The sequence below is a fragment of the Mesorhizobium sp. M0152 genome, assembly GCF_040322415.1.
Taxonomy (GTDB): domain Bacteria; phylum Pseudomonadota; class Alphaproteobacteria; order Rhizobiales; family Rhizobiaceae; genus Mesorhizobium.
Map to the genome: position 1 here is coordinate 143,942 of NZ_JAMYTH010000004.1, position 24,511 is coordinate 168,452.

Below are 24,511 nucleotides of genomic sequence, written 5' to 3' on the forward strand. Positions count from 1 at the left end.
GAGCTCACCGAGATCGCTGCGGCGACTTAATGCCAGGAGAGAGCGGCAGACTTCCTTTTTCTACACAAAGGCCATCACAACGATGCCACCTAGGACAATTAGGGCGAGCCCGGCGATAAGCATGGGCAGCAGCGTATTGTCCGCCTTTGCGCCGCTTGCTGCTTCGGTGCTGAATACAAGGGTTGGCCATTCTTCGATCATTTCTTTGCTCTCGGAATCTATTTTCATTTTCGCCTTCACTTCGCTTGTTGGCATGCCTGGCATCGTAACGGTGGCAGCGCCAATCGCTGCTCCGAAGAGCGCCTCGCGCCGCGTGGACATGTCAGTCTCCAATCTCGATGGTCGTCGATTGAGAGAGAAGGTACGGGACGTGGGGCGTCGGTTCTTTGCGCTCGCGCAAATTGAACCGCGATGGGTTCAGTGCCCAGGGCGGATCCAGAAACCATGGGATGTGAGCGTCACGGCGGAGGGATATCCCTTCTTGCTGGATCCGGTGCACCCCGCTCTAGCGGTTTCGATGCTCGGAAATGCATTTTGCTTGCGACAGAGCAAAGAACGATCCGATTGCAGCAGTAAACTTGAGCTAATCGTGGAACGCGTGGTTCAAAAATCCGTAGTGACAGACGCAGAACTGTGGTGGCCAAAGTCTCCCTTTGCCGATGGAACTGGATGGTGATCAGTTGCTCGATTTGGGAACCTTGCGCCAACATGCGGACAAAGGTCCGGCAGGGATTCTTCTGGAGGTTTGGATGGTTTCGGTTAGATGGGCGGATGGTGCGCCTGAGATCGATGCCGCAGCGGCCGCTCGAGCGATGAAGTTCGCTGTCGAGTATTTCATGAGGCAGATGCAGCGTGGTGGCATCAAGGGGCGGGTCGAGCGTGGGATTGGCGAGGACGAGGGCAGATACCGCCTGTCCTTCCGTCATCATGATCGGGAGTTGACGATGATTGTCGGTCCAGGCGGCGAGATCATCAGCCAGGAACTGATCATGGCGGCGCCGAAGTTTCGGTGGAAGCGGGCATGAACTCTGCGCAGCGCGATTTGAGGCACTCGACGAACGCATGAAATGGTCTGCCGGGATCGCGACAAAAGGCGCGCCGGTCAGCAGCGAAAGCGAAATTCGAGACGCAATTCGCTTTCACATCGAAGTTTTGCGCGCCGACGGGCTGAATGTGCCGAAAGGTGTCAGCCTTGCGGAATATGTAGAGGCGTAGAGCCGGCGGGCTCTGCCGTCCTTGTGGGCGAAGGAAAGCGGCTCCGAAGGATCTCTTAGTCTGAGATCTCAGCCCCTACCCTGCCGGCAACACCCGCAGCGTCTGCTCGTCGAACAAGGGCTCGTCCTGTCCCGCCCGGACAAACAGCAGCTTGCGCGCCTCGCCGGCCGGCACCTCGAAATACTGGATGCCGTCAGGCATTTCGCCCCAGTCGCCGCAAGGCGGCTCGGGAACTTCATTGGGATCGGCTAGCGCTTCCAGCTCTTTCGCGTAGGCGGGGTCGGGACTGAATGTGTAACGCGTGACGCCGGTGGGCACGCTGCCTTCCGTGTAAGACGTCGGCACGCAGCGCGCGCTGACGGCCTTGTCTGTCTTTTCCAGGAACAGGCGCAGCAACGCAGCCTCAGCGGTTTCGCCGGGCTGGATATCGAACACCTCGACAAGTGGATCGGCCGCGCCGCCATCGCTGTATTTGATGGTAAGCGCGTTGCCCGCGAATTCGAAGTGGATCTGGCGGAAGCCGAAATCGCAGCGCTGCACCCAGGCGGCAAGCCCGACATTCTTGTCGGCCAGTTTTTCCCAGACGCATTTGTCGATGGGCGGGCGCGACGGAGCCGGCTCGCCGGCACGCGCTACGATGGATATCGTCACGGACGCCAACAGGGCGCCGGTCCAGATGATCGATCTCATGGCGCTATTCATCGCTGCATCCTGTCAAAGTGAAGGCATCCCATGCCGAGCCATCTGGATTGGCATTGGCGAAATCGGCCCATTCGGCAAGGGCCGCGCCAAAATCGGGCAGCAACAGGCCTTTCGGCGCCGGTGTCGCTTCGCGGGAATTCAATTGCTCGGCGCCGCCGCCGGTCAAGGCATAGACCTGCCCATCCCATATCCTGCACAGCCCGCTGCCATCCTCCAGGCCCGCTTCGCGGTCGTCGTCAGTGCAAGTGTGGCGGATGGTGCCGAGCGGAAACGAGTTCCTGCCGTTGGTCCAGGTGATGTCGGCTGGCAGGCTCGTGTCGGTATTGGGCACGATCAGTGAAAACACCTGCGCCGTCAGTGCCGCCGGTTCGTTGTGGATCGGCCGAAATTGCATGACGGCACCCGAATGCGGTTCCCGATAGGTTGCGTGGCTCAGCAGACAGTCTTTTGCGGCGGCCGCCTGCATCGGGCCGAGCAGCCCGAGGGAAACGAACGCCAGTGTGCGGATGATCATCAGATATCTCTGGGAAAGCGTGTGACGCAAAAGGGGTGACCGTACAGTCGCATCATCCGCGCAAAACCCTAAGCGAAATCCGGAACCGCTATATTAAATCCGTACCCCGACGAAACTTGGCTCTCACAGATCCCAATATCTGTATTGTCGGGCACAGTCCAAGGAGACAGGCGATGCGGCGTTTGGCACTGACGATGGCAATATCCGCATTCGCGGCCGGCACGGCACTGGCGGCGGCGGCGCCCTATGTCGGGACGTGGTCGCGGGAGAGGCTGAATTGCAGTGCAGCCGCCGACGTCCAGCGTCGGACGGTCTACACCGTAGATCAGACGGCGTTATCGCTTCCCGAATTCGGCTGCGAGCGTGCAACATTTCGCAAGAGCGCGAGCGGCTGGGTGGTGCAAGCAAGCCAGTGCTACGGCTCGGATCCGTCGCTCGACGAGCCGTTTTCCCGCGTCATCCATATCGTCAAGCAGGGTGCGACGGTGCGGTTCACCTGGCCTGGATTCGACAGCGGGCCTCTCGTCCGCTGCTGAAGCATCCGGCGCCCCATCAGACCAGCCCGACCAGCAAGGCGGCGCTGCCGAGGAGGCCAGCCGAGCAGACCCACAACAGCCAGAGCCCGCGCACCCTGCATTCGAGCACTGCCGAGGCGGGGTTAGCGGGATCATAGTGGACGTCGACCTTGCTGCCTTCGACATAACGCTGCACTCGGCCGCCGACGAGGCCGGGCAGCGATGCCGCGACGGTGGCGCCGAAGGCGACGCGGTCGGCGCTGTAGCGCTGGCCGGCGACGCCATAGCTGTAGACGATGCGGGATTTGAAGATGGTGCGCCAGGGTCGATAGCCTCCGAACCGCTCACGGGTTCGGATAGCCTGCACCCCGGAGGTTTCGATGCGGCCTACGGTGACCGGCCATTTTCCCGCCTGCTCGGCCATCGACTTCTGAACGAAGCCCATGCGCAGGACAAACAGGCCCATGAACAGCAGCAGCGCCCCTGCGCCAAGATTCTGCGGCTTGGGCAAATGCGGCCCGATCGCCTCCAGCACACCGCCGACGGAAAACACCAGCACCAGCGCGCCGATCACCAAGCCCGCCGAAAGCTGGACCATGAACTTGAACGCGCCTTCGGGCATGGTGCGCTCGATCACGGCCTTGGCCGGATCGAGCGGGTTGTAGAACACGGTCACCGCAGCGCCGCGCGGAAACCGCGCGAGCGTTTCGGCGACCGCGAAATTTCCGAGGTTCTCCTGCACGCTGTAGCGCGAGCTGCGAAACGTCTTGCCGCCCACCTTGTATTCGAAGGTGATCGCAGGAAAATTGCGGATCTCGGTGGAATTGCTGCTCTCCGAGCCGGTGCTCGAGCTTCTGACCTCACGCGCCTCGACGCTCGAGGAGACGATCTTTCCCGGCGCCGGCAACCAGCGGCTGAGTGTCCGCACCTCTCGCCATTTCAGGAAGGTGACGATCGACAGCCCGGCGGCGACCGCGCAAGCAAAACCGACCAGCAGAAGTTTTAGCTCCACCTCGCCTCCGATGCCCCAGGAGTGCAGGAGCACGTACATAGATATCAAGACGGCGGCAATGTCTTGTCCATTCGCAAGGCCCGAATGGTGCGCGTTGCCTCTGCCCCTATTCCGAGGCCACCATCTGCCGTCCGCCGGCCCAGTCGCGCCATTGCCGTTCGTCGCCGTGGAAGACATTGAGGTCGATGCGTCCGCGCACACCATGGGACAGGCCGGAACCGGAATACTGCCAGAACAGCCATTTGCGGCTGGGATAGACTTTTGAGGGATGCTGCGCCACTGCGCGGAGCCAGAACGGATGGTCCGGGAAGGCGCCCCTGAGATTGTCGCGGTAGAAGTCCGGCGCGGTGTAGATGATCGGCCGCTGGCCATAGTGGCGTTCAAGCTTGTCCATGAACACCTGCATCTTCTCCAGCACCGTTTCGCGTGACGGGCGCCGCTTGCAGCTCGAGTCGCCATTCCACTCGACATCGATCACGGGTGGCAGCGCGCCTTCGACCCTGGGCACGTTGCGGATGAACCAGTCGGCCTGTTCGCCGGCGGTGCGGCACCAGTAGAAGAAGTGATAGGCGCCCCGCTTCAGCCCGGCGGCATCGGCACCGCGCCAGTTTCTGGCGAACATCGGGTCAAGATGGTCGCCGCCATCCGTTGCCTTGATGTAGGCAAAGTTGGCGCCCTGGATGCGCAGCTTCTCCCAGTTCACGTCACCCTGCCAGCGCGACACGTCGACCCCGTGCACGGCGAGGTGCCGGGGCGAAGACCGGCCGAAATTGATCGGCTTGGCATCGCGAAAGCCATAACGCGTGACCGGCCCGGCAAGCATGGGAGGTGCTGCCCGCGACAGAAGTTTCGGCGGAGAGACCAGAGCTGCCGGCTCGACCGGCGGCTCGACACCGTCGGGCAGTTCAGCCGCCGGAAACGCCACCGTTTCCTCCTCCGCCAGGCCAAAGGGCCTGTCGTCCACGGGCGCGGCCTCGGCCAGCTTGCGCGTATTGATTGGCGCCTTTGCCATCGGAACGGATGCGATTGGTGCGCTTGGTCGCACCACAGAGCTGGTGATCTCGTTCGACGGTTTCTGCACGTCGAGCGCATCCATGCCCGACGTCGACGAGCAGCCGGCAAGGCACAGCGATGCGATCAAGAAACTGATGACGCCCGGTATCCGCATCTGGACCTGTACTCGAAACACAACAGACCGTGGGCGACAGCCGACGGACAAACCGGATCCAGTTATGAACGTGAAATTGCCAATAAAGATTGAATCAAGTTTTTACCATGTTGAAGCCCGGCTTGCCGGTCTGGTCAATAAGCGTCTGGCCGGCCTTGACAGCGCCACGCCGGTGGCCAAGGGCGCTGGCAATTCGCCGGCTCGGTGCGATCTCCGTGATAGGCGCCACGCGCGAGCCTAGCCCTTTTTCCTGAACACCCCAATCATCGGCCCCAGATTCCAGTAATCGTCGTTGCGACCGATGGCTGGGGCGAACAGGCTCGATATCGTGCCGTCGAGAAACAACGCATTGTCGCAGCCGAGCGCATCGCGAAACAGACGGGCGAATGCATGAAACGTCACCGTATCGTCCGAAATGGCGAAGACGGCGACACCGTCCTTTCGCACCCCGACACCGTCGCGGGTCTTGCGCGATGTGCCATCGGGCTGGAATTTCGGATGAAGCTCGCCATCGATCACCAGCATCGGCCCGGATTGCGTCGCGTAGTCGGTGCGCGGACGCTTCCTGACGAAGTCCCTGGTCGCGCGGACCGTCGCCTTGCCGCCGCCGATATAGAATATACCGTTCGGCTGAAGCGAGAAATTGCCGCTTCCCGAACCGGTCTTCACCGACGCCATCTCCAGACCACGCTCGACATAGAGGCCAACCGGCCTGAGATCGGGATGGTACATGCCGGCATTGATGGCAAACAGCATTGTGCGGCCCGCCATCCGCTGGGCGTTGTCGAGATTGTGCAGCGACTGAAACGGCTTGCCGGCCGGATCCTTCCAGAACAACTCGATCGAATACAGTTTTGGGTCGACCTCGCAGACCAGGTAGCTGGACGTCTCGAAAACAAGGTCGCGGCATGGCGGCACCGACGCGAACCATTGCCCGAAGGCAACGGTCGTGGCGACCGCCTGCGGCAGCGCGGCCTTGGCCAGGGTCAGCAGCAGGGGCGCCGAGTTGAGGAGCGTCAGAAAGTCCATGAATTACCGGATCGCCAGCGCCAACGAGCCGCCCTGGATAGCACCGCTGGGCGCCGCCATGGAAGACCGGCCCGAAAGGAGAATGGATAGCGACCCGCGACCGGATGCGTCGGAGCCGACAAGACTACTTGACAGCGCTGACCAACTCTTCGTCGCCGCTTAGAATGGAGACCCAGTGTCCGGTGTTGTCGCTCGCCTGCCTTTTCAGATAGCGATAGCTCGTCTGGTTCCACAGGCGGACCTTGTCGGTGAGATTGTCGAGGATGAAGTCGCCCTTGTCCGTCCGCACCGCAAGCACGGCATGGCCTTCTCCATCTGGCTTGCGAACCACCGTCATCAACAGGTTGGCTATGGCGACGCCGGCGGCTGTGAGTTCGCGCTGCTTTTCCAGCGCGTAATCCTCGCAGTCACCGAAGCCGTTGTCAGGATAGGCCCACCATTCCTCCTTGCCGTAATTGTCGACATCGCTCATCGGCTTGACGCGCGTGTTCACAGAACGGTTCACGGTGGAGATCTCATGCAGCAGCTTGCCGGTCATGAGTTCCGGTATACTGCCGGGTGAGCGGATCGAGCATTCCGCAATGTGGATCTTGCAGAAATCATAGTGGCCTATCGGCTGGGAGGTCGCGCCGCCGACGATCATGGAAGCGGGAGCCGCGTACGCGGAACTCGCTACCGAAGAAAAAACAATCAGGGCAAGCGTCAGCCCCAGCCCCTTAGCCTTGCGGCCCAAACCCATCGAGGATGCCATGTGGCTCCATCTTCCATTTATTAACGGGACGTTAAGAATGGATTGAGCCGTAAGTCAATCAACGCTGCCGATCACATCTTCGGGGATCGACGCAAGCGTAGCCGGGGTTGCACATGCGCAACACAGGGCTGCGGCGGCCGCTCGCCAAGCGATTCACCGTTTCGCGGAAACGCCGAACCGTTCTTCTTGACGCAATTCCAACGGAAAACCGCTTCACAAATTCCTGGAACTGCTAGGCGAGCCAACCCGTTGCCACGCCTAGCAACAGGACGACGCCGAGCAAACCGCGATAGATGACGAAAGGCCAGGCGGAGAAGCGTTCCAGCACCCGCATCAGGCCCCAGATGGCAAAGAAGGCGGAAATAGAGGCGACGACCAGGCCGGTGGCAAGAACCGACCATCCGTGGGCATCGAGATGAACCTTGTGCAGTTCCCACAATTCCTTGAGGCCGGCGAGCGCGATGGCGGGCAGCCCAAGCAGGAACGAGAAACGCGCCGCCTCTGCCCGCTTGAACCCGAGCCCCAAGGCTGCCGTCAGCGTCGAGCCGGAGCGCGAGACACCCGGAATAAGCGCACCGATCTGAGCAATGCCGACGAGCAGCGCATCGGACAGCGAAGCTTCGCCCATAGAGCGCCGGTGGCGGGCAAAAATTTCGGCCAGCGCCAGCAGGATCGCCATGGCGATGCAGGCCCAGCCGATCACCGTCAGGCTGCGCAACGGCGAATTGCAGGCATTGAGAACGCCGGACAGCGCCACGCCGGCAATGACGATGGGGATCGTCGCCAGCACGATCCAGAAAGCCAGCCGGAAATGCCGGTCGGTGAAATCGCGCCGTATCAGGGCGCCCAGCGAACCAAACAAGATGCCCCTCACGTCACTCCAGAAATAGCTGACCACCGCGGCAAGTGCCGCCAGTTGCATGGCGGCGGAGAACGCGGAGCCAGGATCCTGCCAGCCCAGCACCGCCGGCACGATCCGCATATGGGCGGTGGACGAGATCGGCAGCAGTTCGGTGATGCCTTGCACCAGGCCGAGGAACGCGACCTTGGCGTATCCCAGGCCGACAAAGCCCGTATCCACGCCTTGGGTGCAGATGTCAGTCATGTCGCGTTCCAATTTTGAGAGATCGAACTTTGCGTAGGGCCGACCGGTGGCGGTTGGTCCTGGAGAAGCCTTACCGTCATCCAAGAGATAATCAATTCACGGATTGGTAAGCTGGCGCCGTCGCCAGAAATACGTATTCAAAACCGGCCACCATGGGAGGCCGGTTTCAGGGTCACCGAGATAAATCGCAACACGATCAGGGGCAGAGCCAGAGTTTCTGGCAGGTCCTGGCGATCACATGCGCCGGCGGCACAAGCGGCTCGTCGACGGAAGGCCGGCGAGCCCGTTCGAGCAGCATGCGTACCTGTTCCGGGCGCACGCGATCGCGCTCCATGACAAGCAGGACCATCGGATCGCTCAAAAGCTCGTCCAGGGTACTGATGCTGTCGTTCATCCGTCGTCTCCTCGAATGCCGGCCCGCGTCCCTTAAATAAGAAGACAATGATGGCCCGCCAATGACGATTTGCCGGCTATCACGTGTCCTTTTCGATTAATTAATTCTTGGTCATGTTCGCGGGTGCGTGGCGAACTGGCTTTCAGCCGGACTGGCTTTCAGCCGGGCGGAGGTGCGCCTTCATGTTGCGGCAGGCCGTCGTCAAGCATCACCCAAGGTTGCTTCGAAGCGGTCCAGATGTGCATCTGCGGCCGGAACAGCGAAGGATCGTCGAGCGAACCGGTGGTGATGCCGATGATGTCGGCGGAATCGCGCCGGGAAAACATCGTGGTGCCGCAGCCTGGACAAAAGCCGCGCTTGATATCGGGCGAGGAGTTCACCGTTGCCAGCGGCCCCTGGACCGTCACATCATCGATGCGGAACAACACGCGCGCGTTGAAGGCGGCGCCAATAGCCTTCTGGCAGAGCCGGCAGTGGCAGATGCGTTCGTTGATAGGGGCCGCATCGGCATGGTAGCGCACCGCGCCGCATAGGCATCCACCCTGATATCTCGTCATCACCTGATCCGTCCTCTGGAAGATGGCAGGAAACTACGGGCGCCAGCCAAAGCGTCAATTGAAAAGCGTTGATATGAATCCATCGCCGGCCGCGATTGCTCACAGGCAACAGAAGGACCACCGGCTGTCTCGAGGGAGGCAACCGGCAGCCAATTTCGCGGCAAGCTATTCGGTTTCGCCGACGACCTCGTCCCAGCTCTTCACCTTGGTCTCCCCATTGAGGAACGGCAGTGCCGCGGCCGTCAGTTCCGGCGCGAAGAAGACGTCGTAGTGGGTGCGGTTGGGCAGGATCGCCAGGCGGTTTTGCGATAGGTTCTCGCGCATCCAGCCGGCGTCCTTCAGGCCGCCGCCGAGCATCTGGTAGAACTTCATCTCATGCTCGGGCTTGTACATGTCGCTGTCGCCATAGGCGAGCATGACCGGCATCTTCAGCTTGGGAACGTCGGCTGAGAAGTCGTAATCCTGGCGCATGAAGTTGCCGAGCGCGTCGAGGAGTTTCGGGAAATCCTGCGGGCGCGGCGCCACTGCCACATAGGATTTGTACATCGGCGTGTCCTTCATGAATTCCGCGGCCGCGGCACTCACCTGAGCCTGCTGCGGGCGCATCTCGTCATAAAAACCGTTGGCGGCGTAGCCGGTCGACACCAGGACGAGGCGGCGCACCGCTTCGGGATGCTGGACGGCCATGCGGAAGGCGACGCCGCCGCCCAGCGAATAGCCCATGACGTCGACCTGCTGATAGCCAAGCGTCTTGACGATATCAGCCATATCGTCGCCCATGCCCTCCAGCGTGAACGGCCGATCGCCAAGTACCGTGCGGCCATGCCCTTGCAGGTCGACCGCGATAATGGTGCGGTTCTCAGCGAGCTTGGGCAGGATCGGCGCGAACATGTCTATCGTGCCGAGGCCGCCATGCAGCAGAAGCAGCGGCTCGCCCTTGCCGTAGACGGCATAATAATAGTTCAGGCCGTTGATCGGCAGCAGGCCGGACTTTTCCGGCTTCGGCAATGTTTTCGTTGCGGTCGTCATGGCGGGTTTTGTCTCCTGTGCATTGGTGGTGCCTGGGCAAGCAAGAAGCACTGCGGCCGAAGCAAAAATGGCGAAAAGCAGGGTTTTGGACATATCGTTCTCCTCCAGCGTTGCCGGCATCAAAGAGTCTTGGCGAGTTCTTCGAGCTGGTCGGTGCACTGGCCCCAGCCCTGGTGAAAACCCATCTTCTCGTGCTGTTCGCGGTCGGCGGCGCTCCAGTGCCGGACGCGCGCGATGTACCGGGTCTTGCCCTCGCCTTCGTCCTCGAAAGTCAGCACGCCTGTCATGAACGGCTTTTCCGACGGCTCCCAAGCCTCGGTGTAAGCGTCGGTGAAGACGATCTTCTTGCCAGGGACCACTTCGAGAAAGACACCCGGATTCGGAAACTCACTGCCGTCGGGACCGGCCATGACGACCAGGCTCGAACCACCGGTCCGCACGTCCATTTCAGCGCGCGACGTGGTCCACGGCTTTGGCGCGAACCATTGTGTGACCAGTTTCGGATCGGTCCAGCAGCGGTAGACGCTCTCGCGCGGCGCATCGATGATGCGGGCCAGAACCAGTTCGCGGTCGTTGGCGGGGGCGATGTCGAGCTTGGTGGTCATGATGGTCCTCGGTGCGTTTGATCTGGCTTCCGTCCCAAGGACGAGCCGATGAAGCGCAAACCGACACTGACGACGAAAGATTCTGGAGTGCGCCCGCACCGCGTGAGAGCGCCAGCGGGCCAGGCCGCGTCAATGGCGCTTGGCTTGCACCAGATAAGCGTCGATCTCGGTCTCGCCGAGCCACTTGGACGCTTCCAGCCGATGCAGACCTTCGACGAGGATATGACGCTTGCCGTCATGGCGGACCTGGATCGGCGTCTTCATGCCGTTCTCCAATATGTCCTCCGCGAGGTGCCGGACCGTCTCGGGATGGAGCGTCTTCTTGCGCGCCGTCGGGACGTAGATGTCGTCGACCTTGACCTTCTGCACTCTGAGCATGTCGACTCCCGCGGCGGAAAAGCGCCGTTCCATTCTGAGATAGTCGGTTTGCCAGATGTGGCCAAGGGCACCCGTGGACAAATGCTGGCCCGATCGTTTCCATTTGACGCTCGACCGGCAGATCGCCGAAATGGCAGCCTTCGAAATTTCTGGGCGCCATGATCAATCTTGCAACTGAATTCCCCGATTTCGGACTGACGCCGGAACAGCGCCGGCACGCGGTGCGCGGCCACTACTATGAATGGCCAGGCATGGACGGCGAGCGCGGCGAGATCTGGTGCTATAGCGACCGGTTTTCCTATCGCGCCGGTGAGACAGTGACGCTGCATGTCAGTTCGACGGCCCCGGCATTCAGCATGACGATCACCCGAGACGGCGGTGTCGAGACGAAAGTGTTCGAGAAGGCGGGGATTGCGACGGGCTGGCAGGACACGCCCGACCAGTGCTCGACCGAGGGCTGCGGCTGGGAAGCGTCGTTCGAATTCCACGTTGGCGCGGACTGGCCGTCCGGTGCCTACCGGGTGACGCTGACCGCAGACGGTCGCGACGGCAAGCCGATCCAATGCCACCATGTTTTCATCGTCGCGCCTCCGCCGGGCAAGAAGCCCGGCCGTATACTGCAAGTGGCGGCGACGGGCACCTGGCTCGCCTACAACACCTGGGGCGGCTCAAACCACTACCAGGGCATTACAGGACCAGACCGCAACCAGTATTCGCCCATCGTGTCGACGCAGCGCCCGTGGTGCCGCGGCTTCGTCGTGTTGCCTAAGGGTGCGCCGCGCGTGCCGCTGGAAGTCGCCGTGCCGCCGAAGACGATACCGCGCTATCCGCATATGGAATGGGCGCTCGCCACCGGCCATTCGAAGAAATACGCTTCGTCGGGCTGGGCGAGCTACGACAGCCACTTCTTCCGCTTCGCCGAGCGGTCCGGCTACGCCGTCGATCTCGCCAGCCAGCACGAATTGCATTTCTCGCCTGAAATCCTGGACGGCTACGACTGCGTCGTCTTCGTCGGCCATGATGAATACTGGACCTGGGAAATGCGCGATGCCGTCGACGATTATGTCGAGCGCGGCGGCCACGCGGCGCGCTTTGCCGGCAATTTCATGTGGCAGACGCGGCTTGAGGACGAGGGCCGCCGCCAGGTCTGCTACAAATACCGTGCTCGCGCCGAAGACCCAGCCTATTTCCGCGGCGGCGATGTAACCCGGGCAACCAATTCCTGGGAGGCGCCGGAAATCGGCCGGCCGGGTTCGGCGACTTTCGGGCTCAACGCGACACGCGGCGTCTATGCCGGTTGGGGCGGCTGCGCACCGCGCGGCGTGCGCGGTTTTCCGGTGTATCGGCCCGAGCACTGGGCCTTTTCCGGTACCGGCATTTATTATGGAGACCTGCTCGGCGCCGACAGCCATGTCTATGGCTACGAGGTCGACGGGCTCGACTTCGAGATACGCGGCGGCCTGCCCTACCCCACGGCGACCAGCGGTGCGCCCGACGAATTGCAGGTACTCGCCGTCGGCATGGCCTCCCAGGTCGAGGAAAGCGCCGACATTCCGATCGAGGACCAATTCCTCACCGACGAAGATGGCCGCTTCACCGCCGAAACGCTGTTCGGCGAAGCGAGCGACGCCAATCTGGAGAAAGTCAAACGCGGCAACGGCATGATCGTCAATTTCCCGCGCGGCAAGGGCGAAGTGTTCCACGCTGGAAGCTGCGAATGGGTCGCCGGACTGCTAAGACAGGACCCGATGGTCGAACGCGTGACCTGCAATGTCCTCGATCGCTATCTCGGAAAGTCCTGACATGTCGAAAATCCAGACCATCGCTCAAGACGCAGAAGCCCGCCCACAATCGCATCTGTTCTATTTATCCAGCCTGCGCCGGCCGCTGATCGACCGCGCCGAGGGCATCTACATGTGGACGCAGGACGGCCGCCGCTTCATCGACGGATCGAGCGGCCCGATGGTCGCCAATATCGGCCATTCCAACCGCAATGTGCTCGATGCGATGAAGCGGCAGATGGACCGCGCCACCTTCGCCTACCGTCTGCACTTCGAGAACGAGCCGGCGGAGGAGCTGGCGCGGAAACTGGCCGGCAAGCTGCCGGAAGGCATGGACCGCATCTTCTTCGTCTCGGGCGGCTCGGAAGCGACGGAAGCCTGCATCAAGCTGGCGCGGCAATGGGCTGTTACCACCGGCCAGGCAAGCCGCTGGAAGGTGATCACGCGCTTCCCCTCCTATCACGGCGGCACGCTGGGTTCGCTCTCGATCACCGGCGACGATGCGCTGGCCGAAAGTTTCACGCCGATGATGCGGGTGATGCCGAGCGTGCCGGCGCCGACCGCATGGCGCGACCGCGACAATCTTTCGATGGAGCAGCGCGGCGTCCGCTATGCCGACATGCTGGAGGACAAGATCCTTGCCGAGGGCCCTGACAGCGTGGTCGCCTTCATCATGGAACCGATCGGGGGTGCTGCGACCGCGGCGCTGGTGGCGCCGGACAGCTACTATGCGCGCATCCGCGAAATCTGCGACCGCTACGGCATCCTGCTCATCCACGACGAAGTGATGAGCGGCGCCGGCCGCACCGGCAAATTCCTCGGCGGCGACCACTGGAACTGCAAGCCAGACATCGTCGCGCTCTCCAAGGGGCTGGGGTCGGGCTATGCGCCGCTCGGCGCACTCGCCGCCCCAACACGGCTGGTCGAGCCGCTGCTCGCCTCCGGCGGCTTCCAGCACGGCCACACCTATGCCGGCAATCCGCTGGCCTGCGCCGCCGGGCTCGCCGTGCTCGGTGAAATGGACCGGCTCGATCTGATCGCCAATGCGGCCGCCATGGGCGATGTGCTGATGGACGGATTGCGGGGACTCGCCAAGCGCTTTCCGTTCATCGCCGACGTGCGCGGAAAGGGCCTGCTCACTGGCGCCGAGATGGTTGCCGACCCCGAGACGCTGCGGCCGATAGACCAGACCAGGAAAGCCACGCAGAGGCTACTCGATCTCGCCTATGAGCGCGGGCTGATCATCTATGGCCGCAGGGTCAAGGGCGGCGGCGACGGCGACAATTTCATGGTCGCGCCGCCGATGATCGTCACGCGCGAACAGGTCGGCGAGATCGTCTCCATCATCGGCGACTCGCTGGAAGTCCTGGCCAACGAACTCGACCTGCCGGTCGAAGGCCGAGGGTAAAAGTATGGCGCCGCGAAAAGTCATCATCACCTGTGCCGTCACCGGGTCGGTGCACACGCCGTCGATGTCGCCCTACCTGCCGGTGACGCCGGACCAGATCGCGGCGGATGCGATCGCCGCCGCCGAGGCCGGTGCGTCGATCCTGCATCTCCACGCCCGCGATCCCAGGGACGGGCGGCCGACCGCCGATCCGGACGTGTTCATGCAGTTCCTGCCGCGCATCAAGCAGGCGACGTCAGCGGTGATCAACATCACCACCGGCGGTTCCTCGCTGATGACGCTGGACCAGCGGTTGGCGGCCCCTCTGCGGGTCGAGCCCGAAATGTGCTCGCTCAACATGGGCTCGATGAATTTCGCGCTTTTCCCGATGCTCGACAAGCCAAGGGAGTGGCAGCACGAGTGGGAACCGAAGTTGCTGGAAGCCACGCGCGACACCATCTTCAAGAACACCTTCGCCGACATGGAGGGTGTGATCGAGAGGCTGGGCAAGGGTTGCGGCACGCGCTTCGAGTTCGAATGCTACGACGTCGGCCATCTCTATTCGCTGGCGCATTTCCGCGACCGCGGGCTGGTCTCGGGACCGCTGTTCATCCAGTTCGTGCTGGGCATTCTTGGCGGCATCGGCGCCGATCCAGACAATCTCGTCCACATGAAGCGGATCGCCGACAAATTGTTCGGCGACAGCTACCAGTTTTCAGTGCTGGCCGCCGGCCGCAATCAGATGCCGCTGATCTCGATCGCCGCGGCGATGGGCGGCAATGTCCGCGTCGGGCTGGAGGACAGCCTCTATGATGGCCGCCAGCTGGCCAAGTCCAATGCCGACCAAGTGCGCCGCATCCGAGGCATTCTCGACGGGCTGTCGCTGGAGGTCGCCACACCGGCCGAAGCGCGCGAGATGCTGGCCCTGAAGGGTGGTGATAGGGTGGCGTTTTAATCGTGGACGAGCCATCAAAAGTCCGCCTCCGCCCCGGACGGATCGACGATGTCGAAACCATCCACGCGGCGATCCTGAAACTCGGCACCCACATCGGCGCGCCCGGCGAAATCATCTCGACCGTTGACGATCTCAGAACCTACGGCTTCGGCGAAAAACCCGCCTTCTCGACCCTGATCGCCGAAGTCGACGGGGAATTCGCCGGACTGTGCCTGCATTTCCCGATCTTTTCGACCTGGATGGGCCGGCCCGGCGTCTATGTGCAAGACCTCTATGTCGAGGACCGCTTTCGCGGCCGCAAGATCGGCGAACGCCTGCTGCGCCGCGTTGCGGCCCGGTGCCGGAAAGAAGGCGGCGTTTATCTCAGACTGTCGGTCGACACCGACAATGAGGGCGCCAAGGCCTTTTATGAAAGGCTGGGCATCGCCTGGTCGAGCTACGAGCAGACGCAGAAGATCATCGGGGAGGCCTTTTTCGCCTTCGCCGATGCGCCGGAGGATGGGGAGCGGGAATGAGAGCCTTCTATGCCGAAGAACAGAAGCGCCACGATCCAAAAGCATTTCTTTCAAGCGGCGCCGCGCAGCCCAATCCGGAAAAGCCGGAGCGCGTCGAGAGATTGCTAGCCGGCGCAAGGTCCGCCGGCTGTACGATCGAGCGGCCGCGCGATCACGGCCTCGGTCCGGTGGCGGCGGTACACACGCCCGAATATCTGGATTTCCTCGAGCACATCCATGCGCGATGGCAGCGCATCGAAGGCGCTTCGGCCGAAGTCATCCCCAATATCCATCCGATCGCGCGTAACGGCTCCTACCCGGCCTCGGCGGTTGGCCAGGCCGGCTATCATATGGCCGACACGGCCTGCCCGATCTCGGGCGAAACCTGGCAAAGCGCATTGTGGAGCGCCTGGAGCGCGGTTGAAGCGGCCGAAGCGGTGATATCAGGCGCGCCGGCCGCCTATGCGCTGTGCCGCCCGCCCGGCCACCATGCCTTTGCCGACGTCGCCGGCGGATTCTGCTTCATCAACAATTCGGCCGTTGCGGCCCAGGTTTTGCGCAAACAAGCCGCCCGCGTGGCGATCCTCGATGTCGACCTGCATCACGGCAATGGCACGCAAGGCATCTTCTATGCCCGGCCGGATGTGCTCACCGTTTCGCTGCATGCCGACCCGGTGCGCTTCTACCCGTTCTTCTGGGGCCATGCCGACGAGCGCGGCGAAGGCCCGGGCCTTGGCTACAATTTCAACTTGCCGCTGCCGCGCAAATCCGCCGACGCCGCGTTTCTCGAAGCGCTTAAGGTGGCGTTCCAGCGTATCCGTGCCTTCTCGCCCGATGCGCTGGTCGTGGCGCTCGGCCTCGACGCGTTCGAGGGCGATCCGTTCGGCGGGCTGTCAGTGACGACGCCAGGTTTCTCTCGCATCGGCGAAGCCATCGCCAGGCTCGGCCTGCCGACGGTAATCGTCCAGGAAGGCGGCTATCTCTGCGACGAACTCGGCGACAATCTCACCGCATTTCTTACTGGCTTCGGCAGCAAGGCGCGGTGACAATTCAAGCTCTCGTCAGGATCGTTGCTGTCTCAGCATGGCGATAACGCGATGCACGCTCTCCAGCGTCTCGTCGATTTCGGCTGGTGTGTTGTAGTGGGCAATGCCGATGCGCACGACGCCATGCTCGGCCGGGATGCCGAGCTGATGGACGATCTCCCAGGCGTAGTTGTGGCCGGACCACAGGAAGATGTTTTCGGCATTCATCTGCCACACGATCGTCTCCGGCACGATGCCGTCGACGGTGAAGGAGACCGTCGGCACGCGCTCACTGACGCGCTTCGGATCGGCGATGCCGTGGATGGTCAGGCCTGCAATATCGGACAGGCCTTCGATCAGCCTCAGTGCCAGCGGATTTTCGTAGGCGGTCGAGACTTCGAACGCCTTGGCAATCTTTTGCCTTCTTGAACCGCCCTCGCCTGCGGCAGCGCCAATGTCGGCAAAGTAGTCGATCGCCGCCGTGAGGCCGGCCATCAGTTCGATCTGCGGCGTGCCGAGTTCGAAGCGCTCCGGCAGGCCATTCGACGAGCAACGGCATTTGTAGGGTTTCAGGCCATCGATGACGTCACGCCGACCCCACAATATGCCCATGTGCGGACCGAAGAATTTGTAGGCCGAGCAGATCAGGAAGTCGCAGCCGAGATCCCTGACGTCGATCAGGCCATGCGGCGCGAACTGCACGGCATCGACATAGACCAGCGCGCCGGCCTGTCTGGCGATGGCGGTCAGCGCCTTCACGCGGTTGATGGAGCCGGTCAGGTTGCTGGCGTAGTTCAACGCGACCAGCCTTGTTTTATCGGAAAGCAGACCAGCCAGCGTCGCTTCATCGACCTGCCAGCTCTTTTCGTCGAACGGCAGCCAGCGCACCACGAGGCCAAGGTCCTCGGCCAGTTGCAGCCAGGGCGACACATTGCCCTCATGGTCCATGCGGGTGAGGATTATCTCGTCGCCCGACTTCAGCGTGCGGCCAAGCGTGCGCGACATATGGTAGGTCAGCGTCGTCATGTTGGCGCCGACGATGATCTCCTCAGGGCTCGCGGCACCGAGAAAATCGGCCATAGCCCGATGCGCCTCGTCGACGACAGCTTGAGCGGCGATCGCCGTTTCGAAATAGCCGCCAAGATTGGCATTGGTGGTGAGCAGGCAATGCGATACCGCGTCGGCAACGGTCCGCGGCACCTGTGTGCCGGCGGGATTGTCGAGATAGATGCGCCGGCGACCTTTGTCGGTCAGCGAGAGAGCGGGAAATCGTTCGCGCACTGCCTCGATCGGAAAATTCACCATCGTCTCCACTCGTTTGTCGTTCCTGGATAATTCCACGCCGGAGAGCCGATCAAGGACAGGGATTGCCGACCCGCTGATGGATCGCATCCACAGCCATCTGCATCTCCTCGGTCCAGACGACATCCACGGAGGACAGCGCCATTTCGAGTTGCGAAATGGTCGTCGCGCCGATGATGTTCGAGGTGACGAAGGGCCGGCTCGACACATAGGCGTTGGCAAACAGTGCCGGCTCCAGGCCAAAGGAACGCGCCAGCTCGTTGTATTCGAGCTGCACTTCGGCGGCATTGGGCGTCTCGTAGCGCTGGCCGCGATTGAACAGCTGCGAGCGCGACCCTTGGGGGCGCGCGCCATGATCGTATTTGCCGGTCAAATAGCCCTGCGCCAGCGGCGAATAGGCGAGCAAAGACACCTGCTCGCGATCGCAGATTTCGGCGAGGTTTACCTCGAAGGTGCGGTTGACGAGATTGTAGGCGTTCTGGACCGATACGACGCGTGGGCCAACCCCTTTGTCGCTTTCGGCAAGGAACCGCATCACGCCCCAGGAACTTTCGTTCGACAGGCCGAAATGGCGGATCTTTCCCACCTTCACCAGTTCGTCGAACACGGCAAGCGTCTCGGCGATCGGCGTTTCGCCGGCCGGTGCGCCATCGGAATCGGCACGGCGCGGGACGGCTCCGATTCGCGTCGGGTTGGCGCCCCAGGGTATATCCCGCTCCGGCCAATGGATCTGGTACAGGTCGAGATAGTCGGTGCCGAGCCTGGCCAGCGATTTGTCGATGGCATCGAAGATATCGGCGCGCACCAGTTGCGACGGCCTGTCGCCGCGAAACCAGGTGTTGGCCGTGCGCCCGACGACCTTGGACGCAAGGATCACCTTGTCGCGGTTGCCATTGCTCTTCATCCAGCTGCCGATGATCTTTTCCGTCCTTCCCTGCGTCTCAGCCTTGGGCGGAATAGGATAAAGCTCGGCGGTATCGATGAAATTGACCCCGCGCGAGAAGGCCAGATCCATCTGTGCATGGCCTTCGGCTTCGGTGTTCTGCTGGCCCCAAGTCATCGAACCCAGGCAGATTTGGGTAACAAGAAGATCGGTCCGGCCGAGACGGCGTTTGTGCATGGAATTCTGCTCCGGAGGGAAAGCGTGCGCGGCTGCGCGGGAACGAAGTGGCATCTTACAAGGAAGCGGAGGCGCTCTCCAACCCTTGGCGGGCCGACTTTTGCGTGAACCGGGCGTTAGCGGCGTGCGCCGGCCAGCGCGCGCCGCTTGGCCTCGTCGATCAGCATGTTAGCCACCTGCATGCGGATCATGGCGCGCTGGCGCAGATGCGGGGCGACGCGGTCGGGATGGTTGGCGAAGGCAAAGCTGCGGCGCATGCGGCCGAAATCGGCTGCGCCTTTGGGCTGATTCAGCCCCAGCTCGACCGCGATCGATTCAGGATCGATCGGCGGCAGCTTTTCCTCGGGCTTGGGCTCTTCGCCAGCGAGAGCAAGCTTTGCGTGTTCAAGCAAGGCAACGAATTCGGCCGCCAGATCGGCGCCGGCCTCGCGGTATTCGGCGGCGGAAACCTTGATGCGGCCGGAATGGAGCTCGTCGGCGACGGTGAGATAGTCAAACGGGATGGAGGGGCGAACGCCCGCCTCCTCGATTCCCTCGTCCTTGTCGGAGGCGACGAAGAGGTCGTCGAGCAACGAAGCGAAATCCTGCTTGGTACCAATAGCGATGGCAGCCTCCCCCTTGCCTGACCGTTCAGGCTTCAGAGCATAGAATCGGCTCGTTAAAAATGAATACCACCGATCTTAACCAATTTGGCCGCTCCCAATATCTCGAACAAAAAGCCGGACTGCACTCTCATGCAGTCCGGAAATTCGCCAGGAGTGGCGAGGAAAGGCCAGCCATGTGCCGGCATCAAGACCTATGGTGCGCGCGGAGCAAAAGTTTCGCCCGCCCATCGGGTCAAAAGATCACCAGGACATGGCAGGTATGCAAATGCTGCACTGCACAATTGTCACGATTCAACTATATTGACGGCTGTGGAGGACCAATCGGAGCCTGAACCATGGGTTTCTTCACTGAAATGTTCGCCCGGCCGCGCCCGCAGGAACACCAGAGATATCGCGCGGCGCTCGCGCTGCTTCACTCGATGAGCAATACGGACCGTGCCGATATCGGCATCAAGCCCGCCGATTTTCCGCGCATCGCCCGCGAAATGTCCGTTCGCTAAATCCATCTCGCGAGACGTCCCGGATCGATCCGGGACATCTCGAATGCCTCAATTCCTCACCGCGATCCCAGGAATGTCGACTTGCCCAGCGGCACCCCATTGTGGCGAAGGATGTCGTAGGCCGTGGTGACGTGGAAATAGAAGTTGGGCATGGCCGCATGCAGCAGATACTGCATGCCTGCCAGCGTTATTTCGCGTCCACCAAGTCTCAACTCGATCATCTTGTCATCGGAACCGTCGAGATCGGTGGGCGAAAACGTCTCCAGATGCGTGAGCGTCTTGGCGATCCGCGCCTCCAATTCGGCGAAGCTTGCCTCATTGTCCTCGTATCTCGGCACTTCGCGGCCGGCCAGCCGCGACGGCGCGCCCTTGGCATGGTCGGTGGCGATCTGGACCTGGCGGGTCAAAGCGAACATGTCGGGCGCCAGCCGCGCCGTCAAAAACACCTGCGGATCGATCTTGCGGTCAAGCGCGTTCTGTTCGGCTGTCGCCAGCACATTGGAAAGCGCTTTCAGCCTGGCTGAAAACACGAGCACGGACGCCTCATACATCGACATCGTCACGTCAAACCTCCTGTCCGGCCGGAATGCCGGCGAACGGGACGTAGCGCCTTCGCGCGCGATTCTTCAAGCATCGCCGAAGTTGCGTCACCACGTTGCCGCAATCGCCATAGTAGAATCTGCCATCGAGCGGAGATTCCCGATGAGACGCTTCCTTCTCGCAGCGACTGCCTTTCTCTCCCTTGCCGCAGCAGGCCAGACGGCAATGGCCGCGGACGATGCATCCGAAGCGCCCTATCTCGACGACCGATCGAGTGCCGATGCAGTCGTCCGTTCGCTCTACAGCGCCATCAGCCGGCACGAATTCGCCCGCGCCTGGGGCTATTTCGGCGACACAAAGCCGGCAAAGGATTTCGACAGTTTCGTCAAGGGCTATGAAGGCACCGACAAGGTTGAGGTCGAGACCGGTGCTGTTTCCGACGAAGGGGCTGCCGGCAGCATTTTCTACAATGTCCCCGTCGCCATCCGTGCCACGGACAAGAACGGCGGCGAAAAGATCTTTGCCGGCTGCTTTACGCTGCGCCAGGTGAACGCCCAGATCCAGGCGGCGCCGCCCTTTGATCCGATCCACATCGAAAAAGGCGCGCTGAAAGCCTCCACCGCCGATTTCGAGGAGGCGCTGCCGCCAAGCTGCGGCGACGGCCCGCCGCCGCCGAAGAAGGATGCGGCGTTGGAACAGGCCAAGAAGGCCTTTGCGGCGACCTATGGCGAGCAGTGCGACAAGGCGCTTCTGGCCAATGAGCCGGAGACTTTTTCGATCAAATACAAGGACAAGGACGCGGCGGCCAGCGATCCCGAGAGGGAAGCGCGGCTGTTCCATTTCTCCTGCTCGGCCGCGGCCTACAATGAAAGCTCGGTCTACTACATGAGCGACGACATATCCGGCGCGAGGCAGTTGCAGTTCACCGAGCCGGAGATGGACATCCGCTATGTGAACAACGACACCGAAGGCAAGGTCGAATCCATGCACATCATTGGTTTCCAGACCACAGGCTGGGCCGTCAATTCCGACTATGACCAGAATGCCCACACGATCACCACATTCAACAAATGGCGCGGCATAGGCGACGCCTCGTCATCGGGCACCTATCTGTTCCGCAACGGCGATTTCTCGCTGGTCCAGTACGATGTCGATGCATCCTATGACGGAGAACAGAACCCTCAGACGGTCGTCGACTACAACACCGCGCCCTGAACGCAGGACCGGCTTCCCCTATGGCGATCAAGGCGCCTTCGACAGCATCCAGTTGAGCGTGCCGCGCCAGTCGACCATGCGGATCGGCGTGCCGTGGGTGCCTGTCTCGAAACGGACGAAGCGGGTCGGGTAAGTCTTTGATTTGGCGAGGATCGATCGAAAGAACGCTTCCTGGCTGGCCACGGGGAAGACCACGTCATGGCTTCCTTGGCCGAAGAAGACCGGCACACGCCGCTTGAAAGCGGGGCTGGCGAAATAGCTTTCGTCCCACAGCGACCCAAGCAGCAGCAAGCCATCGATGCGGCCGCCCGTGTCCTTGCGGGCGGCGAGTTTCCAGCACAATGCACCGCCCATGGAGCCGCAAGCGACGAAGATTTTCGCGGCCGGCGACTGTTGGGCATAATGATCGATCAGGGCTGCCACCTGTGCGGCGCCCTTGTCGCCGAAATCGGGGAAGTCGGGACTGAGATAGAGCCCGCCATTGCCGGCCATCAGATTCTTGAGCCGATTAAAGTTTCCGCCGAAGGTGAAGTCGTCGATCCCCTGCTTGCGGCTGCCGCCCTGCCCGTGCAGGTAAAGCACGATGATGCCGGCACCCTCGGTCTTGCCGACGGCAATATGCCTGACATCGCCGGCATCGGTCTTCAGCAGCAGATCCTGCTGCATCTTGCGCACGCTGGTGTCGGTGTACTGGGCATGCACTCGGCGCTCGGGCACCTGGTCGCGCTGGTTGATGTCGCGCAGTTCCCGGTAGTCGATGACCGTGTAAGCGCCGCTGGTGTCGGACGAAAGCGCGGCCGGATAGGCGAAGAGATCGTCCTTGAATGGTTTTAGCGACAGCGAGTCGGCATTGACGGCCGAAGAAAACAAGAAAAGCATTGCCGTGAGGAAAGCGGTACGAACAGCCATGCCAGCAGGCATGCGTAATTCAGCTCGCGTTTGTCAATCCTGCAGCACGCCGCCGGCGTCTTCGAGCGCCTCACGGGTGTCGACATCGACCGATGCCGCATCGCCGATCTCGACATCGATGACATCGAACCCTTCGGCCTCGACCAGGTGGCGCGCGCCGGTGTCGCCCTCGAGATGAGCGATGGCCGCAAACAGCGAGCGCGGCAACAGAACAGGGTTGCCACGCTTGCCTCCATGCGATGCGCGGACGACCGAAGTGCCGCCGGCCTTGCGGAACGCATCGATCAGCCTGTCGAGATCGTCGGACGAAACGCCCGGCATGTCGCCGAGAACGATCATAGCGCCGGCGGCATCTTCAGGCAGACAGGCAATGCCCGCCTTCAGCGATGTCGACAGGCCGTCGGCAAAATCCGGATTGTCGGCGAAGGCCACATCAAGTCCTGCCAGCGCCGTGCGCACTCTCTCGTCCTGATGGCCGGTGACGACAATCGTGCGGGACGCCTCCGAGGCCACAGCGCGCTCGGCGGTGCGGCGCACCAGCGGCTTGCCGTCGAACAGCGCCAGGAGCTTGTTCGGCCCGCCCATGCGGCTCGACCGGCCGGCCGCCAGAAGCACGATCCCGACCTTGAGTTGGTTTTTGCCCGGCAGCGGCTCGCGCGGCTGCGGCCGTGTCGGGATCTCCATCAGCAGACCGCCGACCCCCATGCCGGCAATATCCTTGGCGGTGACGTCGAGACCGGCAATCAGCCGGTCGAGAACCCAGTCGAAACCGTTCTCCTTGGGACTGCGGGCGCAGCCTGGCGCACCGATGACGCGCCTGCCGCCGAGCGTGCCGAGCACCAGAAGATTGCCGGGGTCGACCGGCATGCCTGCCCGGATGACGGTGCCACCAGCCTTCTCGATCGCCGCCGGAACGACATCCGCGAAATCGCTCATCGCCGAGGCGCCGAAGATCACCACGAGGTCGTTGTCGTGCGCAAGTGAAGCCGCGGCTTCCGCCACCGCTGCCACCTCGTGCGGCGTGCGGCGCTCCGCCGTCAGCCTGCCACCCGAGCGCGCCAGCCGCGCCTCGGTGACACGCAGGGTCTTATCGAGCACGCTCGGCTTGATGCCCGGCAGCACCGTCTGGATGACGCCGACACGCACCGGCTGCCAGGCGTTGACGGCAAAGATTTCGCCGCCGCCGCAAATTCTCGTCACGGCGTCGACCAGCACGGAGCCGACCGCGAAGGGGATGATCTTCACCGTGGCCACCATCTGCCCCTTCTCGACCGGCGCATGCTGGGGCAGCGTGGCGATGGTGATGACGGGATCGATGGCGTTGATGGCGTCGATCATCGCGGCATCGACCGTAAAGATGCCGGACGACCGCGCATGAAGGTTGACGCGCCCGGTCGCGGCCGGCCTGGCCTCGATGCCGCGAACGATCATGTTCTCGGCAATTTTTTGCGCGGCGGCGTCCTCGCCCAGATCGTCGGGAGCGAGCACCGCCGCGACGACTTCAGAAATGCCCGCCACTTTAAGTACCGCGACATCTTCGGCGCTCAGCCTGTGAGCCTTGCGAAAACGCCGCTCGCCGGCGGTGGTGGCATGCGCCAGCACGGCACCCTCGGCCGCCTCGATCGGGATCGGGCCGAATTTCACGCCGCTGCACCTGCAGAGCGCCGCGCGTCCTTCTGGACGCGCAAAGGACGCTCTACCGTT

General features: G+C 62.4%; 29 protein-coding genes. 9 read left to right on the forward strand and 20 right to left on the reverse strand.

The features are described 5' to 3' along the window. Positions 1-60: 60 nt before the first annotated feature. On the reverse strand, positions 61-321 hold the full coding sequence (locus NKJ26_RS06145) for a hypothetical protein (RefSeq protein WP_352694502.1): 261 nt from the start codon (positions 319-321) through the stop codon (positions 61-63). A 338-nt stretch (positions 322-659) separates the two neighbouring features. On the opposite strand from NKJ26_RS06145, the gene NKJ26_RS06150 reads away from it, so the two are divergent. Together NKJ26_RS06150 and NKJ26_RS06155 are read left to right on the forward strand one after the other, a co-directional pair. Continuing rightward, entirely contained in the window at positions 660-1,025 is a 366-nt protein-coding gene (locus NKJ26_RS06150) for a DUF6522 family protein (protein ID WP_352694708.1), read from the forward strand. 37 nt (positions 1,026-1,062) lie between these two features. Then, positions 1,063-1,215, forward strand: coding sequence for a hypothetical protein (locus NKJ26_RS06155; protein ID WP_352607340.1), 153 nt, complete (start codon positions 1,063-1,065; stop codon positions 1,213-1,215). Positions 1,216-1,290: 75 nt separating this feature from the next. Here the strand turns inward: NKJ26_RS06155 and NKJ26_RS06160 are convergent, their stop codons facing one another. Both NKJ26_RS06160 and NKJ26_RS06165 read right to left on the reverse strand, forming a co-directional pair. Then, entirely contained in the window at positions 1,291-1,917 is a 627-nt protein-coding gene (locus NKJ26_RS06160; protein ID WP_352694504.1) for a hypothetical protein, read from the reverse strand. Beyond that, on the reverse strand, positions 1,910-2,431 hold the full coding sequence (locus NKJ26_RS06165; RefSeq protein ID WP_352694506.1) for a hypothetical protein: 522 nt from the start codon (positions 2,429-2,431) through the stop codon (positions 1,910-1,912). Before NKJ26_RS06165 ends, NKJ26_RS06160 begins: the two co-directional genes overlap by 8 nt. Before the next feature lie 173 nt (positions 2,432-2,604). On the opposite strand from NKJ26_RS06165, the gene NKJ26_RS06170 reads away from it, so the two are divergent. Further along, a complete protein-coding gene (locus tag NKJ26_RS06170; RefSeq protein WP_352694508.1) occupies positions 2,605-2,967 on the forward strand; it encodes a hypothetical protein in 363 nt (120 codons plus the stop codon). Positions 2,968-2,983: 16 nt separating this feature from the next. Here NKJ26_RS06170 and NKJ26_RS06175 read toward each other — a convergent pair whose 3' ends face one another. From NKJ26_RS06175 to NKJ26_RS06225, 10 genes are all read right to left on the reverse strand, one after another. After that, complete coding sequence (locus NKJ26_RS06175; protein WP_352694510.1) at positions 2,984-3,958, reverse strand: DUF3592 domain-containing protein; 975 nt, start codon at positions 3,956-3,958, stop codon at positions 2,984-2,986. A gap of 106 nt (positions 3,959-4,064) precedes the next feature. After that, positions 4,065-5,126: a glycoside hydrolase family 25 protein gene (locus NKJ26_RS06180; RefSeq protein ID WP_502903087.1), complete on the reverse strand. Its 1,062-nt coding sequence runs from the start codon at positions 5,124-5,126 to the stop codon at positions 4,065-4,067. 237 nt (positions 5,127-5,363) lie between these two features. After that, on the reverse strand, positions 5,364-6,155 hold the full coding sequence (locus tag NKJ26_RS06190) for a phosphodiester glycosidase family protein (protein WP_352607326.1): 792 nt from the start codon (positions 6,153-6,155) through the stop codon (positions 5,364-5,366). Positions 6,156-6,279: 124 nt separating this feature from the next. Beyond that, positions 6,280-6,906 (reverse strand): transglutaminase-like cysteine peptidase, encoded by a 627-nt coding sequence (locus NKJ26_RS06195; protein WP_352694516.1) that lies wholly within the window; start codon positions 6,904-6,906, stop codon positions 6,280-6,282. A gap of 232 nt (positions 6,907-7,138) precedes the next feature. Beyond that, positions 7,139-8,011, reverse strand: coding sequence for an undecaprenyl-diphosphate phosphatase (locus tag NKJ26_RS06200; protein ID WP_352694518.1), 873 nt, complete (start codon positions 8,009-8,011; stop codon positions 7,139-7,141). Positions 8,012-8,207: 196 nt separating this feature from the next. After that, positions 8,208-8,405, reverse strand: a complete 198-nt coding sequence (locus NKJ26_RS06205) for a hypothetical protein (RefSeq protein ID WP_352694520.1) — start codon at positions 8,403-8,405, stop codon at positions 8,208-8,210. A 158-nt stretch (positions 8,406-8,563) separates the two neighbouring features. Then, complete coding sequence (locus tag NKJ26_RS06210; RefSeq protein ID WP_352607318.1) at positions 8,564-8,962, reverse strand: GFA family protein; 399 nt, start codon at positions 8,960-8,962, stop codon at positions 8,564-8,566. A gap of 165 nt (positions 8,963-9,127) precedes the next feature. Further along, positions 9,128-10,084 carry an alpha/beta fold hydrolase gene (locus tag NKJ26_RS06215; RefSeq protein WP_352694522.1) on the reverse strand — a complete coding sequence of 319 codons (957 nt, stop codon included), beginning with the start codon at positions 10,082-10,084 and terminating at the stop codon, positions 9,128-9,130. Positions 10,085-10,110: 26 nt separating this feature from the next. Continuing rightward, complete coding sequence (locus NKJ26_RS06220) at positions 10,111-10,596, reverse strand: SRPBCC family protein (protein WP_352694524.1); 486 nt, start codon at positions 10,594-10,596, stop codon at positions 10,111-10,113. Positions 10,597-10,725: 129 nt separating this feature from the next. Continuing rightward, positions 10,726-10,974: a ParB N-terminal domain-containing protein gene (locus NKJ26_RS06225; protein WP_352694526.1), complete on the reverse strand. Its 249-nt coding sequence runs from the start codon at positions 10,972-10,974 to the stop codon at positions 10,726-10,728. Between the two features lie 158 nt (positions 10,975-11,132). Here NKJ26_RS06225 and NKJ26_RS06230 point away from each other — a divergent pair, with 158 nt between their 5' ends. From NKJ26_RS06230 to NKJ26_RS06250, 5 genes are read left to right on the forward strand one after another with little or no spacing between them, the layout of a single operon-like run. Further along, positions 11,133-12,776, forward strand: coding sequence for a N,N-dimethylformamidase beta subunit family domain-containing protein (locus NKJ26_RS06230; protein ID WP_352694528.1), 1,644 nt, complete (start codon positions 11,133-11,135; stop codon positions 12,774-12,776). 1 nt (position 12,777) lies between these two features. Next, positions 12,778-14,163 carry an aminotransferase family protein gene (locus NKJ26_RS06235; protein WP_352694530.1) on the forward strand — a complete coding sequence of 462 codons (1,386 nt, stop codon included), beginning with the start codon at positions 12,778-12,780 and terminating at the stop codon, positions 14,161-14,163. A gap of 4 nt (positions 14,164-14,167) precedes the next feature. After that, positions 14,168-15,097, forward strand: coding sequence for a 3,5-dioxohexanoate:acetyl-CoA acetone transferase (kce, locus tag NKJ26_RS06240; protein ID WP_352607308.1), 930 nt, complete (start codon positions 14,168-14,170; stop codon positions 15,095-15,097). A gap of 2 nt (positions 15,098-15,099) precedes the next feature. After that, positions 15,100-15,612, forward strand: a complete 513-nt coding sequence (locus NKJ26_RS06245; RefSeq protein ID WP_352694532.1) for a GNAT family N-acetyltransferase — start codon at positions 15,100-15,102, stop codon at positions 15,610-15,612. Next, on the forward strand, positions 15,609-16,637 hold the full coding sequence (locus NKJ26_RS06250; protein ID WP_352694534.1) for a histone deacetylase family protein: 1,029 nt from the start codon (positions 15,609-15,611) through the stop codon (positions 16,635-16,637). Before NKJ26_RS06245 ends, NKJ26_RS06250 begins: the two co-directional genes overlap by 4 nt. A gap of 15 nt (positions 16,638-16,652) precedes the next feature. Here the strand turns inward: NKJ26_RS06250 and NKJ26_RS06255 are convergent, their stop codons facing one another. The 5 genes from NKJ26_RS06255 to NKJ26_RS06275 all read right to left on the reverse strand — a co-directional run bounded on the left by NKJ26_RS06255 (position 16,653) and on the right by NKJ26_RS06275 (position 20,706). Then, positions 16,653-17,921, reverse strand: a complete 1,269-nt coding sequence (locus NKJ26_RS06255) for a cysteine desulfurase-like protein (RefSeq protein WP_352694536.1) — start codon at positions 17,919-17,921, stop codon at positions 16,653-16,655. A 49-nt stretch (positions 17,922-17,970) separates the two neighbouring features. Next, positions 17,971-19,038 (reverse strand): aldo/keto reductase, encoded by a 1,068-nt coding sequence (locus NKJ26_RS06260; RefSeq protein ID WP_352694538.1) that lies wholly within the window; start codon positions 19,036-19,038, stop codon positions 17,971-17,973. A 116-nt stretch (positions 19,039-19,154) separates the two neighbouring features. Further along, positions 19,155-19,610, reverse strand: coding sequence for a hypothetical protein (locus NKJ26_RS06265; RefSeq protein WP_352607298.1), 456 nt, complete (start codon positions 19,608-19,610; stop codon positions 19,155-19,157). A 317-nt stretch (positions 19,611-19,927) separates the two neighbouring features. Further along, a complete protein-coding gene (locus tag NKJ26_RS06270; protein ID WP_352694713.1) occupies positions 19,928-20,149 on the reverse strand; it encodes a hypothetical protein in 222 nt (73 codons plus the stop codon). A 50-nt stretch (positions 20,150-20,199) separates the two neighbouring features. Further along, entirely contained in the window at positions 20,200-20,706 is a 507-nt protein-coding gene (locus NKJ26_RS06275; protein WP_352694540.1) for a DUF1993 domain-containing protein, read from the reverse strand. Positions 20,707-20,845: 139 nt separating this feature from the next. Between NKJ26_RS06275 and NKJ26_RS06280 the strand changes: the two genes are divergently transcribed. After that, entirely contained in the window at positions 20,846-21,898 is a 1,053-nt protein-coding gene (locus NKJ26_RS06280) for a DUF1176 domain-containing protein (RefSeq protein ID WP_352694542.1), read from the forward strand. A gap of 27 nt (positions 21,899-21,925) precedes the next feature. Here the strand turns inward: NKJ26_RS06280 and NKJ26_RS06285 are convergent, their stop codons facing one another. Beyond that, complete coding sequence (locus tag NKJ26_RS06285) at positions 21,926-22,777, reverse strand: alpha/beta hydrolase family protein (protein ID WP_352694709.1); 852 nt, start codon at positions 22,775-22,777, stop codon at positions 21,926-21,928. Positions 22,778-22,840: 63 nt separating this feature from the next. Beyond that, positions 22,841-24,451 carry an NTP transferase domain-containing protein gene (locus tag NKJ26_RS06290; protein WP_352694544.1) on the reverse strand — a complete coding sequence of 537 codons (1,611 nt, stop codon included), beginning with the start codon at positions 24,449-24,451 and terminating at the stop codon, positions 22,841-22,843. Positions 24,452-24,511: the final 60 nt, after the last annotated feature.

What these genes read in the sequence shown, in the direction of transcription:
- NKJ26_RS06285 (WP_352694709.1), bottom strand. Translation starts at nt 22,777, where the DNA reads ATGCTTTTCTTGTTTTCTTCGGCCGTCAATGCCGACTCGCTGTCGCTA.
- NKJ26_RS06200 (WP_352694518.1), bottom strand. Translation starts at nt 8,011, where the DNA reads ATGACTGACATCTGCACCCAAGGCGTGGATACGGGCTTTGTCGGCCTG.
- NKJ26_RS06220 (WP_352694524.1), bottom strand. Translation starts at nt 10,596, where the DNA reads ATGACCACCAAGCTCGACATCGCCCCCGCCAACGACCGCGAACTGGTT.
- NKJ26_RS06225 (WP_352694526.1), bottom strand. Translation starts at nt 10,974, where the DNA reads ATGCTCAGAGTGCAGAAGGTCAAGGTCGACGACATCTACGTCCCGACG.
- NKJ26_RS06155 (WP_352607340.1), top strand. Translation starts at nt 1,063, where the DNA reads ATGAAATGGTCTGCCGGGATCGCGACAAAAGGCGCGCCGGTCAGCAGC.
- NKJ26_RS06270 (WP_352694713.1), bottom strand. Translation starts at nt 20,149, where the DNA reads ATGGATTTAGCGAACGGACATTTCGCGGGCGATGCGCGGAAAATCGGC.
- NKJ26_RS06280 (WP_352694542.1), top strand. Translation starts at nt 20,846, where the DNA reads ATGAGACGCTTCCTTCTCGCAGCGACTGCCTTTCTCTCCCTTGCCGCA.
- NKJ26_RS06170 (WP_352694508.1), top strand. Translation starts at nt 2,605, where the DNA reads ATGCGGCGTTTGGCACTGACGATGGCAATATCCGCATTCGCGGCCGGC.
- NKJ26_RS06145 (WP_352694502.1), bottom strand. Translation starts at nt 321, where the DNA reads ATGTCCACGCGGCGCGAGGCGCTCTTCGGAGCAGCGATTGGCGCTGCC.
- NKJ26_RS06215 (WP_352694522.1), bottom strand. Translation starts at nt 10,084, where the DNA reads ATGTCCAAAACCCTGCTTTTCGCCATTTTTGCTTCGGCCGCAGTGCTT.
- NKJ26_RS06250 (WP_352694534.1), top strand. Translation starts at nt 15,609, where the DNA reads ATGAGAGCCTTCTATGCCGAAGAACAGAAGCGCCACGATCCAAAAGCA.
- NKJ26_RS06165 (WP_352694506.1), bottom strand. Translation starts at nt 2,431, where the DNA reads ATGATCATCCGCACACTGGCGTTCGTTTCCCTCGGGCTGCTCGGCCCG.
- kce (WP_352607308.1), top strand. Translation starts at nt 14,168, where the DNA reads ATGGCGCCGCGAAAAGTCATCATCACCTGTGCCGTCACCGGGTCGGTG.
- NKJ26_RS06180 (WP_502903087.1), bottom strand. Translation starts at nt 5,126, where the DNA reads ATGCGGATACCGGGCGTCATCAGTTTCTTGATCGCATCGCTGTGCCTT.
- NKJ26_RS06195 (WP_352694516.1), bottom strand. Translation starts at nt 6,906, where the DNA reads ATGGCATCCTCGATGGGTTTGGGCCGCAAGGCTAAGGGGCTGGGGCTG.
- NKJ26_RS06230 (WP_352694528.1), top strand. Translation starts at nt 11,133, where the DNA reads ATGATCAATCTTGCAACTGAATTCCCCGATTTCGGACTGACGCCGGAA.
- NKJ26_RS06235 (WP_352694530.1), top strand. Translation starts at nt 12,778, where the DNA reads ATGTCGAAAATCCAGACCATCGCTCAAGACGCAGAAGCCCGCCCACAA.
- NKJ26_RS06210 (WP_352607318.1), bottom strand. Translation starts at nt 8,962, where the DNA reads ATGACGAGATATCAGGGTGGATGCCTATGCGGCGCGGTGCGCTACCAT.
- NKJ26_RS06190 (WP_352607326.1), bottom strand. Translation starts at nt 6,155, where the DNA reads ATGGACTTTCTGACGCTCCTCAACTCGGCGCCCCTGCTGCTGACCCTG.
- NKJ26_RS06160 (WP_352694504.1), bottom strand. Translation starts at nt 1,917, where the DNA reads ATGAATAGCGCCATGAGATCGATCATCTGGACCGGCGCCCTGTTGGCG.
- NKJ26_RS06150 (WP_352694708.1), top strand. Translation starts at nt 660, where the DNA reads ATGGAACTGGATGGTGATCAGTTGCTCGATTTGGGAACCTTGCGCCAA.
- NKJ26_RS06260 (WP_352694538.1), bottom strand. Translation starts at nt 19,038, where the DNA reads ATGCACAAACGCCGTCTCGGCCGGACCGATCTTCTTGTTACCCAAATC.
- NKJ26_RS06255 (WP_352694536.1), bottom strand. Translation starts at nt 17,921, where the DNA reads ATGGTGAATTTTCCGATCGAGGCAGTGCGCGAACGATTTCCCGCTCTC.
- NKJ26_RS06205 (WP_352694520.1), bottom strand. Translation starts at nt 8,405, where the DNA reads ATGAACGACAGCATCAGTACCCTGGACGAGCTTTTGAGCGATCCGATG.